Consider the following 14,531-nt stretch of genomic DNA (forward strand, 5'->3'; position numbering starts at 1 on the left):
GATCCCCTGGGGAGCCCCGGCGTCCGGCCGGGCCAACCCGAGCAACGAGGTACCTCCGAGTGTCCGAGTCCTGCGTGAAGCACCCGATGGCCGTCGCCGAGTTCGCGTGCGGCGCGTGCGGCCACGACTTCTGCCCCGAGTGCGTGGTCTTCCCGTTCGGCCTCAAGAAGCCGCCGCTGTGCATCACCTGCGCCCTCCAGAAGGGCGGGGTGAGCCGGCGCGAGACCGGGCGCCCGAAGCTGGGCCGACGCCAGGTGCGCCAGCGGCTGCGGGCCCGCAGCCAGACGACGGTCACCCGGTCGGAGATCCGCAGCTCCGGCATCGGCCACGTCGCCGAGCCGCCGCCGTCGGTCGAGGACCAGCAATCCGAGCGCTGGCTCGAGGGCGACCGGGACCCCGAGGAGTACCCGGGCGGCTGGAAGCAGGTGTTCTGAGGCACGCGCCGGCGATCCGGCGCTGCCGCCGGACCTAGCGCTCGAGACCCGCGTCCTGGTCGAGCGCGTGGCGCTCCAGGCCCTGCTGGTGCTCCGACAGGCGCAGCGTCAGCTCATCGTCGGCCAGGGCGAGCATGCGCACGGCGAGCAGCCCGGCGTTGGCCGCCCCGCCGATCGCCATCGTGGCGACCGGCACGCCCGAGGGCATCTGCACGATCGAGTGCAGGGAGTCGACGCCGCCCAGGTGGCGGGTCGGCACCGGGATGCCGATGACCGGCAGCACGGTAAGCGACGCCACCATGCCGGGCAGGTGCGCGGCGCCCCCGGCGCCGGCGATGATCACCTGGAGGCCGCGGTCGCGCGCCGTCGTCGCGTACTCCACCATCCGCAGCGGGCTGCGGTGCGCGGAGACGACGCGGACCTCGTGCGGGACGCCGAACTCCGCGAGGACGTCGGCGGCGGGCCGCATCGTCTCGAGGTCCGACGACGAGCCCATGATCACGCCGACGAGCGGGGCCGGTCCGATGTCGCTGCTCACGGCGCTGATCCTTCCAGACCGGACGGGGTCCCCGTGGGGTGCGACCCCGACCCGGCCAGCACGTCGGCCGCCACCGCGGCCCGGCGGCGGGCCGCCCCGACGTCGTCGGCGACGACCGTGACGTGGCCGATCTTGCGACCCGGGCGCGGCGCCTTGCCGTAGAGGTGGACGTGGGCCCCGGGCTCGGCGGCCAGCGCCGCGGGCTGCCGGTCGCGCGGGTCGTGCTCGCCGTCGCCGACCACGTTCGCCATCGCCGCGGCCTCGACGCAGTCGGTCGGCCCGAGCGGCCAGTCGAGGACGGCGCGCAGGTGCTGCGCGAACTGCGAGGTGGTGCTGGCCTCGATCGTCATGTGGCCCGAGTTGTGCACGCGCGGCGCGATCTCGTTGACCATCACGAGAGGCCCGTCGTCGCCGGGGACCACGAACAGCTCGACCGCGATGACGCCCGTGGCACCGACCTCCTGCGCGACCCGCTCCCCCACCGCCCGGGCCCGGGCCGCCAGGCCGTCGTCGACCGGGGCGGGCAGCAGCACCTCGTCGCACATGCCGTCGACCTGGACCGTCTCGACGACGGGCCACGCCGCGACCTCGCCGGACGGCCGCCGGGCCGCCAGGACGGCGAGCTCCACGACGAGGTCCAGCCGCGGCTCGAGCACGAGCGGCGCACCCGTCCAGTCCCGCACGAACGCGCCGACCTCGTCCTCGGCCAGCATCCAGACGCCCCGGCCGTCGTAGCCGCCGCGGCTCGCCTTCACGACGGCCACGCCGCCGTGGGCGGCGGCGAACGCCTCGGCGGCGGCGACGTCGTCGGGCCCGCCGTCGAGGACGACGAACTCGGGGACGGGGATGCCGGCCTCGGCGAAGCGCCGCCGTTGGTGGGCCTTGTCGGAGTAGCGCAGCGTGGCCACCGACGGCCGCACCGCCACGCCCTCGGCCTCGAGCCCGAGGAGGACGTCGTGGTCGACGTTCTCGTGGTCGAAGGTGAGCACGTCGACGGAGCGGGCGAAGGCCCGGAGCGCGTCGGCGTCGCCCACGTCGGCGACGACGGTGTCGGGGACGACGTCGCCGGCGCCCTCGTCGGCGGGACCGGCGAGCACCCGCACGTGGATGCCCATGGGCGTGGCCGCCTCGGCGAGCATGCGGGCGAGCTGGCCGCCGCCGACGATGCCGACGACCGGACCGGTCACCGCGGGCGCCTGGTCCGGGGCGGCGGTCACGACGTCGAGACGGACGCGGCGCGCGCGATGTCGGTGCGGTGGTGCATGCCCGGCCACGACAGGCGGCTCACCGCGTCGTAGGCCCGTTCCCTGGCGTCGGCGAGGGTGGCGCCCCGGCCGCAGACGTCGAGCACGCGGCCGCCGGCGGTGACCAGGCGACCCTCGGGGTCCACGGCGACGCCGGCTGCGTAGACCTGCACGCCCGGCAGGCCCTCGAGCTCCTCGAGCCCGTGGATCACGTCGCCGGTGCGGGGCGACGCCGGGTAGCCCTCGCTGGCGCAGATCACCGTGACGTGGGCCTCGTCGGACACGGTGGGCGTGGAGCGGATCCGGCCCTCGGCCGCCTCGGCGAGCAGCTGCGCCAGGTCGCTCGTGAGCCGGGGGACCACGACCTGGCACTCCGGGTCGCCGAAGCGGACGTTGTACTCGATGAGCTTCGGACCGTCGGCGGTGAACATGAGCCCGGCATACAGCACGCCGCGGTAGTCGATCCCCCGGGCGCGCAGCTCGCGGAGGGTCGGGCCGATGAAGCGGTCCATGACCGTGGCCAGCACGTCGCCGTCGACGATCGGCACCGGCGAGTACGCACCCATGCCGCCGGTGTTGGGCCCGGCGTCGTGGTCACCGGCGCGCTTGAAGTCCTGGGCCGGCGGCAGCAGCACGGCGTCCGTGCCGTCGCAGACGGCCAGGACCGACAGCTCCGGCCCGACGAGTCCCTCCTCGATCACGAGCGTCCGACCGGCGTCGCCGAAGGACGCACCCGAGAGGTAGTCGCCGACCGCGTTGCGGGCCTCGGACAGCGACTCGGTGACCAGCACGCCCTTGCCGGCGGCGAGGCCGTCGGTCTTGACGACGAACGGCGGCGTCAGGGTGTCGAGCATCGCGTGGGCCGGCTCGACGGCGTCGAACGTCCCGTGGCGAGCCGTCGGCACGCCGGCCGCGGCCACGAGCTCCTTCATCCACGCCTTCGAGCCCTCGAGCCGGGCCCCGTCCGCGCCGGGTCCGAACACGAGGCGTCCGGCCGCCCGCAGGCGGTCGGCGAGGCCGTCGACGAGGGGGACCTCGGGCCCGATGACGAACAGGTCGGCCTCGACCTCCTCGGGCGGGGCGTCGATGCTGCCGGGGATGCCGGGGTTGCCCGGGGTCACGACGACCTCCGCGCTCCGTCCCAGGACGTCGGCCAGCGCGTGCTCCCGTCCTCCGCTGCCGACGACGCAGACCTTCACCCCGCGCTCACCTCCACGAGCCCCGTTCTAGCCGACCGTCCGGACGAGCATCTTCCCGCCCCCGCTGGCCAGGAGCCGCCCGTCCTCGGACCACGCCTCCGCGGTGAAGCCGGCCGTGCCGGCGGCCGCGACAGGCGTGTGGCCCCGCCCGAGGATCCACTCCGAGCCCGACGACGGGCGGTGGAAGGTGCAGTGCAGGTCGACGTTCGGGGCGATCCACTCGATCGGCGGCGCGTAGGCCCGTGTCATCGACGGGAACGAGTACAGATCGAGCGCGACCGCCACGCGCCCGGCGTCGAGGAACGGGTCGTCGAAGGTCGCGACGGGGACGAACCGGAGCCAGTCGCCGGCGACCGCCGGCCCGGCGGTGCGGTCGTTCCAGTCCTCGATCCAGTCGATCGGACGGGTCTCGAAGTTGCGCCAGAACGGGAAGTCGGGGGGCGGCGGCCCCTCGACCGTGCGGCTGGCCACCCGCTCCTCGATGGTCGGGTACGTGAGCGGGCCGTCGGCCGGGCGCTCGCCCGCATCGTCGTGCTCCGGGCCGGCGCCGTGGTCCACGGCCCACACGTGGCCCTCGGCCACCCGGCCACCCGACTGGTCGAGCTCGACCGCCAGGCACTCGGCCGTGCGGGTGCGCCGGACGCTGCGGACGCGGACCTCCGCAGGCCCGGCGACCGCGCCCCTCACCAGCTGGAGCGACATCGCGCCGGGCGTCGGCAGCTCGGTGGCCGCGCCGGCGGCCCGGAGGGCGACGGCGGCGACGTAGCCGCCGTTGAGCGTCCAGATGCGCCAGTCGTCGGACAGGTCGAGGCCGAAGCGCCGGACGCCGTCGCCATCCTCCCCGGCGGGGCCGAGCGGCGCGAGCGCCGTGTCGGTGCCGAGATCGCCCACGTGCGCTGCGCTTCAGTCCGAGAACAGCACGTGCTGGTCGCGGCCGGGGCCCGTGCCGACGACCCGGATCGGCACGCCGATCTGCTCCTGCAGGAACTGCAGGTAGGTGACGGCGTTCGGCGGCAGGTCGTGGCGCTCCCGGGCCTCGGTGAGGTCCTTCTTCCAGCCCGGCAGCTCCTCGTAGATCGGCGTCGCGGCGTGGAGGTCCGACTGGTGGTACGGCAGGTGGTCGTGGCGGACGCCGTCCACGTCGTAGGCCACGCACACCTTGATGCTGTCGAAGCTGTCGAAGATGTCGAGCTTCGTGATCGCCACCTCGGACAGCGAGTTGAGCCGGACCGCGTGGCGCAGCATCACTGCGTCGAACCAGCCCGGCCGGCGGCGGCGCTTGGTGTTCACGCCGTACTCGTGGCCGAGGTCGACGATCGTGTCGCCGGTCTCGTCGAACAGCTCGGTGGGCATCGGGCCCGAACCGACCCGGGTGACGTAGGCCTTGGCGATGCCGATCACGCGGTCGATGTGCCGCGGACCGACGCCGGCGCCGACGCAGGCGCCACCGGCGATCGGGTTCGACGAGGTGACGAACGGGTACGTGCCGTGGTCCAGGTCGAGGAAGGTGGCCTGGGCGCCCTCGAACAGGACGTGCTCGCCGCGCTCGAGCGACTCGTGCACCAGCGACACCGTGTCGGCGACGTACGGGGCGACGCGGGGCGCCACCTCGGTCAGGTAGCGGTCGGCCAGCTCGTCCGGGTCGAAGCCGAGCCGGTTGTAGATCTTGGCGAGCACCAGGTTCTTCTCGGCGAGGACGGCCTCGAGCTTCTCCCGGAAGATGTCGGCGTCGAGCAGGTCCTGGACCCGAAGCCCGACGCGCGAGGCCTTGTCCGCGTAGGTCGGGCCGATGCCCCGCTTGGTGGTGCCGAGCTTGTTCTTGCCGAGGTGGCGCTCGATCAGCCGGTCGAGCTCCTGGTGGTACGGGAGGATCAGGTGGGCGTTGCCCGACACCCGGAGGCGGGAGCAGTCGACGCCGCGCGACTCGAGGGCGTCGACCTCGCTCAGCATCACCACCGGGTCGACGACCACGCCGTTGCCGATGACCGGCGTGATGTGGTCGTAGAGCACGCCCGACGGGATCAGCTGGAGTGCGAACGACTCGCCGTCGACCACGAGGGTGTGGCCGGCGTTGTGGCCGCCCTGGTAGCGGACCACCGCGTGCATCTCCTTGGCGACGAGGTCGGTGAGCTTGCCCTTCCCCTCGTCGCCCCACTGGGTGCCCACCACAACGGTCGCCGGCACTGCTCTCTCCTCTGTCGGGGAACGTCACAGATTACTGCCCGCTCCCGACGCAGGTTGACTCGACTGCGTGCGCCATCCCTGGCACACCGAGGCCGGCCGTGGTCAGTACGAGAAGCGCCGCTTCAAGGACAACCACGGACGCTCCCAGAGGACCCAGGACAACCGGGCCAGCGCATAGGAGGCCACACCGATGACCACCACGTGGAAGATCGAGTCGATCAGCAGGATGTTGCTCGGCGTGATGCCCAGCACCGCCTTGGCGATCGGGAACTGGAACACGTAGATCGCGTAGGAATAGGTGCCGAGCTCGAGCAGGAACCGACTGCCGAGCCATCTCGTCGGCCGCGGAGACAGCACCCCTTCGTGAGCGCTCAGCACGATCCCGAGGAACATCAGCGACAGCACCGTGAATCCGGGGAACAGGGCGACCACCTCGGGCATGATGAGCAGCACGGCCGCAACCCACCAGTAGCGCCCGGCCCAGCGGATCCACCGGTCGAACTTCGCTCGCAGCGCCGGGTCGCCCAACACCACGGCGCCGGCAGCGCCGAGCGTCAGTCCGTCGAGCCGACAGAGCGTGAAGTGGTAGGCGAAGTCCCGGCTGATGGTGACGTACCCGATGCTCCTGAAGACGAAGGACCCGATCGCGATGCCGATGCAGACGGCGAAGAGGCGACGTGGAGGAACCAGGAGCACCACCAGCGGCCACACCAGGTAGAACTGCTCCTCGACCGACAACGACCAGAGGTGCGACATCGCCGGAAACGCGACGGGCCCCTTGAACGCGATGAGGTTGTTCACCTGGTACAGCCAGCCCCAGAGCTGGTTGTCGATCAGGTTCTGGGCGTTCGGATATCCGACCTCGGCTGCGATGCCGAGCGAGATCGCGATCGATGCCAGCACCAGCGTGACCCCGAACACGAGGTAGTAGAGCGGGAAGATGCGCACCGACCGACGGAGGTAGAAGAGCCGGAAGTAGTCCGACCGTTCCCTCGTCCGCAGCAGGATCGTCGTGATCAGGAACCCCGACAGCACGAAGAACAGATCGACGCCGCTCTGCAACAGGAAGCCGCCGAGCAGCTCCCCCGCGCTGTGGTAGAGGAACACGAGCAGCACGGCGACGCCGCGGATGCCATCCAGCGGCTGCACGCGTGCTCCCGTTCCGCCGTGGTGAACGACGTGACTCATCCCGATCCCTTCCTCCGGATCGCATCATCTCGCATCGACACCCGGCCGACGAAACGTCAGGTCGAGATCGGCCTCAGCCAGCTGCGCCGAGCCAACCACTCCTCGGGTCGTCCTTCGGAGAACCAACGGGCGACGAGCGTGGCGGCGAACGGCGTCCCGATCCAGAAGAGCCTCGGCGTGACGTCCACGGTGATGCCGGACCAGAAGCAGATGCCGAGCGCGACCACGACCCCGACGACGGCCGGATCGACGACGGCGCGGATCCAGCCGGTACGCCGTGCCTCCCGCAGGTAGGCCAGGAACGCGGGCACGACGAACGGCCCCACGCCCACCACGAAGGCGCCCAGGCTGATCACGTCGGTCAGGTTGTGGACCGTGTTCTGGATGTTCGGAGTGACCGGCCACGCAGCGTCGCTCGCCGGCAGCACCTGCCGCCAGACGGCCACTCCGACCACGAAGGCAACCGCTGCAGCGATCGCCGGGGCGAAGGCCCGGCCGAGCGATCGCCGCTGGTCGCGGTGCTCGGTCCAGGCCCACACGAGGATCACCGGCACGATGATGCCGACCGTCTCCTTCAGCGGATAGCCGAGGAACAGCACCGGCCACACGAACCACGGCCGTCGGATGGCGAGGAGGAACCAGCAGAGCGCGATCGCAGCCACGACCGAGGAGTCCACGAGGATCCCGGTGCCGAACATCAGCACGTTCCAGCTGACAGCGAAGACCACCCCCGCTGCGAGCACCGCACGGGCCGAGAACCCCTGGGCCCTCAATGCGAAGAGCACCAGCCAGACGCCGAGCAGGGTGAACGCCGTGTTCGTCAGGCCGAGCGCGAGGCCCTCCTCGACCGGCAGGAAGTGCGCCACCCAGGAGGTCCCCGAGCGGAACGTGAACGGGTCGTACAGGCAGTTGAGCTGCAGGTCCTCGACCGGAACTCCTCGGTAGTACTCGACCAGGTTCATGTACTGCTGCTCGTCGACGACGACGGGCGCCACGACCCGGCCGGAGTTGGTCGTGTACGGCTGGATCTGCTCCACGCAGGACGCGCTGACCTCCTTGGTCGCCGTCATCGGCGCCCGGTTGATCGGCAGGCCCGTCCAGTCGTACCTGGCGAAGTTCAGCGAACCCAGGACCAGGACGACGAGCGTCAGCAGCAGCCCGATGCGCACGACGGTCCTCGTCGGTGTCGGCGTTCCTGTCGCTGATCCGCTCATGCCGGGGTGCTCCCGTCCACCGCAGGGGAAGGAGCGTCGGCGGTCGATCCGAGACGACGCTGGAGGTAGATGGCGGCGAGGATCACTCCGAACGGATACATGGTCCACGCGTGGCGCCCGTCTGCGTACGCCGTGAGGAAGCCGTGGATGGCCACGAGCATGCCCATGACGAGTCCCACCACGAGGTGCAGTTCCTCGCGCCACGCGGCGTCACCGTCGGCATCGGGTGCGGGGGCATCGGTCGAGAGGTCCTCGGTCGCCCCGTCGGTCGATCGCGCACGCCAACGCCGACGGATCTCCAGCAGAGCGCAGGGCACGACCACTCCACAGCTCAGCAGGAAGCTCCCGACGGCTTCGGGGCGCGACAGGTTCCAGAGGAACCGAGGAAGTCGGGGGATCCAGTCGAGTGTGCGCGGCGTGGGGAGCATCCAGCGGATCCCGAACCACAGGAACGCCACCAGCACCAGCGAACCGACGAGCGTCGGGACCCAGTCCTGTGTCCGACGAGCGCGCACCCACTGATAGGTCACGGCCACCGGGACGATCAGGATGTACGTCTCCTTCACCAGGAATCCGATGGGCAGCAGCAGGAAGTACAACCACCATCGTCTCGACTGGATGGCGAACAGCCCCATGCACAGCGTCGCCATGAGCGGGCCGTCGACGTACCCCGACGTTCCGTACCAGACCATCGGGAACGAGACCGCGTAGAGGGCACCGACCAGCATCTGGCCGCGCCGGTCGAGGCCGTTCCGTGCGGAGGTGGCCACGAGCGCGACGGCGCCGAGCACCAGGAACGCGAGCGATACCGCCGCCAGCGCGACGGCGGGGTTCTCGATCGGCGTCTGGGCGGCGAGCCAGCTGGGCAGGAGTCGCCAGATCCACGGGCCGTAGATCGGGTACCGGTCGAAGTCGCCCCGGAACTCGTCCACGTAGGCGATGTAGGAGTAGTTGTCGAAGGAGTACCGGCCGACCGACGAGCCGTCGTCGAGCTCCAGGAACCAGCCGTTGGGCTGCGGTGTCAGGGCGACGTCGCTCGGATCGATCGCCTTGTACGTGGCGAAACGCGGGATGCACACCACCACGACGAGCAGGACCGCGAGTCCGAGCGCGGCGACCGAGACCTTGGCTCCCCGCGCTGTGGCTCCGCCCACGACTGACACGTCGCCCCCTTCTCCGGCCCCGACTCCGGAACTGTGTACGAGCGAGGCGGCAACGTCAACCTGGTGCGGACGCGCAGATGCCCGGGACCACGTCGTCCCGGGCACCTGAGCTGCTGGTGGTCGCCGTGGTGCTCAGGCGACGACGTACTCGCCGTCGGCCGCGTCGAGGGTGACCGTGTCGCCCTCGGCGAGCTTGCCCTCGAGGATCGACATCGCCAGGCGATCGCCGACCTGCTGCTGGATGAGCCGCTTGAGCGGCCGGGCGCCGAAGGCGGGGTCGTAGCCGTCGTGGGCCAGCTTGGCCATGGCGGCGTCGGTGACGACCAGCGAGATGCGCCGGTCGGCGAGCCGCGCCCGCAGGTGGTCGAGCTGGATCTCGACGATCGCCGTGAGGTCGGACTCGGCGAGCTCCCGGAACCGCACGATCTCGTCGACCCGGTTCACGAACTCGGGCCGGAAGAAGTCGCGGGGATCGCCCGGCAGGTTCGACGTCATGATCAGCACGACGTTGGTGAAGTCGACCGTGCGGCCCTGGCCGTCGGTCAGCCGACCGTCGTCGAGCAGCTGCAGCAGCACGTTGAACACGTCGGGGTGCGCCTTCTCGACCTCGTCGAGCAGGACGACCGCGTACGGCCGGCGGCGGACCGCCTCGGTGAGCTGACCGCCCTCGTCGTAGCCGACGTAACCGGGAGGGGCGCCGATGAGCCGGCTCACGGAGTGCTTCTCCATGTACTCGCTCATGTCGATGCGGACCATCGCCCGCTCGTCGTCGAAGAGGAAGTCGGCCAGGCTCCGGGCCAGCTCGGTCTTGCCGACGCCCGTCGGGCCGAGGAAGAGGAAGCTGCCGATCGGGCGGTTCGGGTCCGACAGGCCGGCGCGGCTGCGCCGGATGGCGTTGGCCACCGCGGCCACCGCGTCCTCCTGGCCGATCACCCGCTCGTGGAGCACGTCCTCGAGTCGGACGAGCTTCGACATCTCGCCTTCCATCAGGCGGGCGACGGGCACGCCGGTCCAGCGGGCGACGACCTCGGCGATGTCCTCCTCGTCGACCGTGCGCTTCAGCATGGGCGAGTCGCCCTGCAGCTCGGCCAGCTCGGCGTTGGCGGCCTCGAGCTCGCGCTCGAGCACCGGCTGGTGGCCGTAGGTGATCTCGGACGCACGGGTGAAGTCGCCGTCGCGGGAGGCGCGCTCCGCCTCGGCCTTGAGGGCCTCGAGCCGCTCCTGGATCTCGGAGATGGCGTCGACCTGGTCCTTCTCGGCCTGCCAGCGGGCGTTCAGCCCGTCGAAGCTCTCGCGGAGGTCGGCGAGCTCGGCGTCGAGCGCCTTCAGCCGCTCGATCGACGCCGGGTCCGTCGCCTTCTCGAGCGCGACGCGCTCGATCTCGAGCCCGTCGATGCGGCGCTTCACGACGTCGATCTCGGTGGGGACCGAGCCGATCTCGATGCTCAGGCTGGCAGCGGCCTCGTCGACGAGGTCGATCGCCTTGTCGGGCAGGAAGCGGCCGGTCAGGTAGCGGTCCGACAGGACGGCCGCGGCGACGAGCGCCGGGTCCTCGACGTCGACGCCGTGGTGGACCTCGTAGCGCTCCTTGAGCCCGCGGAGGATCGCGATCGTCGACTCGACGGACGGCTCGCCGACGAACACCTGCTGGAAGCGGCGCTCGAGGGCGGGGTCCTTCTCGATGTACTTGCGGAACTCGTCGAGCGTGGTTGCGCCGACCATCCGCAGCTCGCCGCGGGCGAGCATCGGCTTGAGCATGTTGCCCGCGTCCATCGCGCCCTCGCCGGTGGCGCCGGCGCCGACGACGGTGTGCATCTCGTCGATGAAGGTGATGATCTGGCCGTTCGACTCCTTGATCTCGGCCAGCACGGCCTGGAGCCGCTCCTCGAAGTCGCCGCGGTACTTGGCGCCGGCGACCATCGAGCTCATGTCGAGCGAGATCACCCGCTTGCCGACCAGCGACTCGGGCACGTCACCGGCGACGATGCGCCGGGCGAGGCCCTCGACGACGGCGGTCTTGCCGACGCCGGGCTCGCCGATGAGCACGGGGTTGTTCTTGGTCCGGCGCGACAGCACGCGGATGACGCGGCGGATCTCCTCGTCGCGGCCGATGACCGGGTCGAGCTGGCCGGCGGCGGCCGCCTCGGTGAGGTCGCGTCCGAACTTCGAGAGGGCCTCGAGGGTGTCCTCGGGGTTCTGCGACGTGACGCGACGGCTGCCGCGCACCTCGGCGAGGGCGGCGAGGAGCTGCTCGCGGGAGAGCTCGCCGAAGCGGCGGTCCTGCGGCGGCCGGCGCTGGTCGGCGGAGAACAGCGCGAGCAGCAGGTGCTCGGTGGAGAGGTACTCGTCGGTGAGCTCCCGGCGCTCGCCGTCGGCGGCGTCGAAGAGGGAGATGAGGTCCTTGCTGGGGCGCGTCTCGGTGCCGTAGGCGGTGGGGAGCGCGGCCACGGCCTCGTCGGCGGCGTTGCGCAGCTGCAGGGGCTCGATGCCGAGCTTGCGGATCACGGGCAGGACGACGCCGTCGTCCTGGCGGAGCAGCGCGGCGAGCAGGTGCTCGGGCGTCGCCTCCGGGTTGCTGTGCTCCCGGGCCGACGTCAGGGCGGCGTTGACCGCCTCCGTCGTCTTGTGGGTCCAGGTGTTGGGGTCGAGGGGCATGGGTCAATGATAGCAAGCTGTCAACAAAGTTGCTACCGATGCACTCAACTTCTAGGACCGATCGGCGACCGTTCCTGAGAGCTCGCTCGGCCCCACGTCGGGGCTCGGCTCCTCGGGCATCGGCGGCGTCGGCGCCGCCGCGGGGTGGCGGCCCCGCGCCCCCGCGATGCGGGCGGCGCGCAGCTGGGCTCGCGTCACGCTCGCGTGGCGCACCGGCCCGGACGCCGTGCGGAAGCCGAGCCGCTGGAACACGATCGCGGTGCCGCCGACGAGCAGCGCGACGACCAGCAGCCAGCCCCACGGGACGCCACCGCCGGCGGGTGCGGGGACGGCGGCGGCCCGGGTGACCCGGCCGGGCAGCGCGCCGGTCACGAACAGCGACCGGTCGAGCGGCACCGTGGCGGCGGTCGGCGTGCCGGTCGGCGGCGCCGTCGGCGCCGGGGCGGGCACCGTCGTGGCCGGGGCCGGCACGGTCGTCGCGGGCGGGGCCGCCGTGGTGGGCGGCGGCGGTGCGGTCGTCGCCACCGCGACCGGCGCCGGGGCGCCGGATGTGATCGCGCCGGCGAGGAGGCCGGCGAGCGCACGGCCGCCGGCGGAGGTCAGGTGGAGCCCGTCGGACGACGTGAGGTCGGAGCGACCGGCGCTGGCCGCGTGCCAGTCGACGATCGTGAGGTTCGGGTACCGGGTCGCCGCGTCGCGGAGCACCTGGTTGGCGGGGCCGTAGTACGGCCGCACCTCGCGGATCGTGATCCAGTAGACGTGCGGCACGCCGGCGGCCGCGGCCATCACCGCGTCCACGCGCTGGCGGAACGTGCCGGCGTTGCCGCCGTCGTTGGCGCCGAGGCTGATCACGAGCGTGTCGGTCAGACCCCCGGCGTGGGAGCGGACGGCCTCGGCCCCCGCGAGCGTCGAGCGGCTGACGGCTCCGTCGAAGTCGACGCTCCAGCCTGCGCCCTGCAGCTGCCCGACGAGCGGGCCCTGGGCGCCCAGCAGGATGCTGTCGGCGACCACCACGGCGTGGCGCTGCTGGGCCTGCGCCGGCGCCGACCCGAGCGCGACGACGGCCGACGTCACCACCGCCGCGGCCAGGACCGCGGCGATCAGCGTCGAGCGGGAGGGCGACACGGGCACGGTGTTGCACGCTATCGCCGGTCCTCCAGAAGGGACACCGGCGCGAGCGGGGTCGGTCAGCGGCGCGGGCGGTCCGAGTACCGGACGACCGCCTGGTTGAGCGGGACGAGGTCGCGGCGGTACTGGCGGTGGACCTCGTCGACGCGCTCGCTCGCCTCGGCGGCCAGGCGCTGGTTGCGGGCCTGGAGCTCGGCCACCACGGCCTCGAGCTCGAGCACGCGCTTCACGCCGGCGAGGTTGAGGCCCTCGTTGGTCAGCTCCTGGATGCGGCGGAGCTGGGCGATGTCGGCCTCGCTGTAGCGACGGCTGCCGCCGCTCGTCCGGCCCGGGTCCACCAGGCCCTTGCGCTCGTAGATGCGCAGCGTCTGCGGGTGGACCCCCGCGAGCTCGGCGGCGACCGAGATGACGTAGACGGCTTGGTGGTACTCGGGCACGGTCAGGCCTCCAGGTGCGATCTGGGCGACGGCGCGGTCCGGGCGGCGGCCAGCGCCTCCAGCGCGGCGCGCTCCTCGTCGTTGACCTCGGTCGGGACGTCGATCTCGATCGTCACCAGCAGGTCGCCCGTGGACTTCGGCGTGGCCACGCCCTTGCCGCGCACGCGGAAGGTGCGGCCGCTGCGGGTGCCCGCGGGCACCCGGATCGTGACCGGCTCCTCGGAGAGGGTGGGCACGGTCACGTCCGCGCCGAGGGCGGCCTCGGGGTAGGTCACCGGCACGGTGAGCGTCAGGTTGTCGCCGTCGCGCCCGAACATCGGGTGCGGCTCGACCTGGACGCGCACGTAGAGGTCGCCGTCGGGGCCGCCGTTGGCGCCGGCGCCGCCGCGGCCCTTGACCCGGATGCGCTGGCCGTCGCGCACCCCCTGCGGGATGCGCACCTTGACCTGCCGGGGCCGGCGGACCGAGCCGAGGCCGCTGCACGTCGGGCAGGGCGACTCGATGATGCGGCCGCGACCGCCGCAACGGGGGCACGGCGAGCTGAAGGAGAAGAATCCCTGGTCCTCGGCGACGGCGCCGGTGCCGTTGCAGTCGGGGCACACGAGGGGCGCGGTGCCGACCGCGGCGCCGCTGCCGAAGCAGTCGGGGCAGCGGACGTCGGAGACCACGTTGACCGTCGTGGTGGCGCCCCGCGCCGCGTCGTCGAAGGTCATCGTGAGCGTCGCCTCGATGTCGGTGCCCCGTCGCGGACCGGTGCTCGCGGCCTGGGGACCGCCGCCGCCCTGCCGGCCCCTGGTGAACAGGTTGCCGATCAGGTCGGAGAGGTCCGAGGCCTCGAACCGCGCGCCGCCGGCGCCGCCGAAGCCGCCCGGGCCGAACCCGCCGAAGCCGTTGGCCCCGACGGGCCCCATGCGGCGGACCTCGTCGTACTGCTGGCGCTTCTCGGGGTCGCCGACCACCTCGTAGGCGGACGACACCTCCTTGAAGCGCTCCTCTGCGACCGGGTCGTCAGGGTTCGCGTCCGGGTGCAGCTGGCGCGCCAGCTTCCGGTAGGCCTTCGTGATGTCCTTCTGGTCCGCGGTCTCCGCGACGCCGAGGACGGCGTAGTAGTCCTTCTCGAACCACTCGCGCTGGGGCGACGACACGT

At 72.2% G+C, this 14,531-nt stretch carries 13 protein-coding genes; 1 reads left to right on the plus strand and 12 read right to left on the minus strand.

What is annotated here, in order from left to right; genetic code table 11:
• Positions 1-59: 59 nt before the first annotated feature.
• On the plus strand, positions 60-434 hold the full coding sequence (locus LH044_RS12185; protein ID WP_227755858.1) for a hypothetical protein: 375 nt from the start codon (positions 60-62) through the stop codon (positions 432-434).
• A gap of 34 nt (positions 435-468) precedes the next feature.
• Here LH044_RS12185 and purE read toward each other — a convergent pair whose 3' ends face one another.
• The 12 genes from purE to dnaJ form a co-directional block, all read right to left on the minus strand.
• Positions 469-930 carry a 5-(carboxyamino)imidazole ribonucleotide mutase gene (purE, locus tag LH044_RS12190; protein WP_374210622.1) on the minus strand — a complete coding sequence of 154 codons (462 nt, stop codon included), beginning with the start codon at positions 928-930 and terminating at the stop codon, positions 469-471.
• A 38-nt stretch (positions 931-968) separates the two neighbouring features.
• The gene (locus LH044_RS12195) at positions 969-2,189 is read right to left on the minus strand and encodes a 5-(carboxyamino)imidazole ribonucleotide synthase (RefSeq protein WP_227755860.1); all 1,221 of its coding nucleotides are present in this window, start codon (positions 2,187-2,189) and stop codon (positions 969-971) included.
• The gene (gene purD, locus LH044_RS12200; RefSeq protein ID WP_227755861.1) at positions 2,186-3,415 is read right to left on the minus strand and encodes a phosphoribosylamine--glycine ligase; all 1,230 of its coding nucleotides are present in this window, start codon (positions 3,413-3,415) and stop codon (positions 2,186-2,188) included. The genes LH044_RS12195 and purD overlap by 4 nt, the downstream gene beginning before the upstream one ends.
• Positions 3,416-3,442: 27 nt before the next feature.
• Entirely contained in the window at positions 3,443-4,306 is an 864-nt protein-coding gene (locus LH044_RS12205) for an acyl-CoA thioesterase domain-containing protein (RefSeq protein ID WP_227755862.1), read from the minus strand.
• A 12-nt stretch (positions 4,307-4,318) separates the two neighbouring features.
• Complete coding sequence (locus LH044_RS12210) at positions 4,319-5,599, minus strand: adenylosuccinate synthase (protein WP_227755863.1); 1,281 nt, start codon at positions 5,597-5,599, stop codon at positions 4,319-4,321.
• A 102-nt stretch (positions 5,600-5,701) separates the two neighbouring features.
• Positions 5,702-6,748 carry an acyltransferase family protein gene (locus LH044_RS12215; RefSeq protein WP_227755864.1) on the minus strand — a complete coding sequence of 349 codons (1,047 nt, stop codon included), beginning with the start codon at positions 6,746-6,748 and terminating at the stop codon, positions 5,702-5,704.
• A gap of 95 nt (positions 6,749-6,843) precedes the next feature.
• Complete coding sequence (locus tag LH044_RS12220) at positions 6,844-7,956, minus strand: hypothetical protein (protein ID WP_227755865.1); 1,113 nt, start codon at positions 7,954-7,956, stop codon at positions 6,844-6,846.
• Between the two features lie 41 nt (positions 7,957-7,997).
• Positions 7,998-9,155, minus strand: a complete 1,158-nt coding sequence (locus tag LH044_RS12225; RefSeq protein ID WP_227755866.1) for a glycosyltransferase family protein — start codon at positions 9,153-9,155, stop codon at positions 7,998-8,000.
• 141 nt (positions 9,156-9,296) lie between these two features.
• Positions 9,297-11,819 carry an ATP-dependent Clp protease ATP-binding subunit gene (locus LH044_RS12230; RefSeq protein ID WP_227755867.1) on the minus strand — a complete coding sequence of 841 codons (2,523 nt, stop codon included), beginning with the start codon at positions 11,817-11,819 and terminating at the stop codon, positions 9,297-9,299.
• A gap of 51 nt (positions 11,820-11,870) precedes the next feature.
• Positions 11,871-12,950 (minus strand): SGNH/GDSL hydrolase family protein, encoded by a 1,080-nt coding sequence (locus tag LH044_RS12235; RefSeq protein ID WP_227755868.1) that lies wholly within the window; start codon positions 12,948-12,950, stop codon positions 11,871-11,873.
• A 56-nt stretch (positions 12,951-13,006) separates the two neighbouring features.
• Positions 13,007-13,384, minus strand: a complete 378-nt coding sequence (locus LH044_RS12240; RefSeq protein ID WP_227755869.1) for a heat shock protein transcriptional repressor HspR — start codon at positions 13,382-13,384, stop codon at positions 13,007-13,009.
• A gap of 2 nt (positions 13,385-13,386) precedes the next feature.
• The gene (gene dnaJ, locus LH044_RS12245) at positions 13,387-14,529 is read right to left on the minus strand and encodes a molecular chaperone DnaJ (protein ID WP_227755870.1); all 1,143 of its coding nucleotides are present in this window, start codon (positions 14,527-14,529) and stop codon (positions 13,387-13,389) included.
• Between the last annotated feature and the right edge of the window lie 2 nt (positions 14,530-14,531).

The organism is Dermatobacter hominis (assembly GCF_020715685.1).
GTDB lineage: Bacteria > Actinomycetota > Acidimicrobiia > Acidimicrobiales > Microtrichaceae > Dermatobacter > Dermatobacter hominis.

What these genes read in the sequence shown, in the direction of transcription:
- purE (WP_374210622.1), bottom strand. Translation starts at nt 930, where the DNA reads ATGGGCTCGTCGTCGGACCTCGAGACGATGCGGCCCGCCGCCGACGTC.
- LH044_RS12230 (WP_227755867.1), bottom strand. Translation starts at nt 11,819, where the DNA reads ATGCCCCTCGACCCCAACACCTGGACCCACAAGACGACGGAGGCGGTC.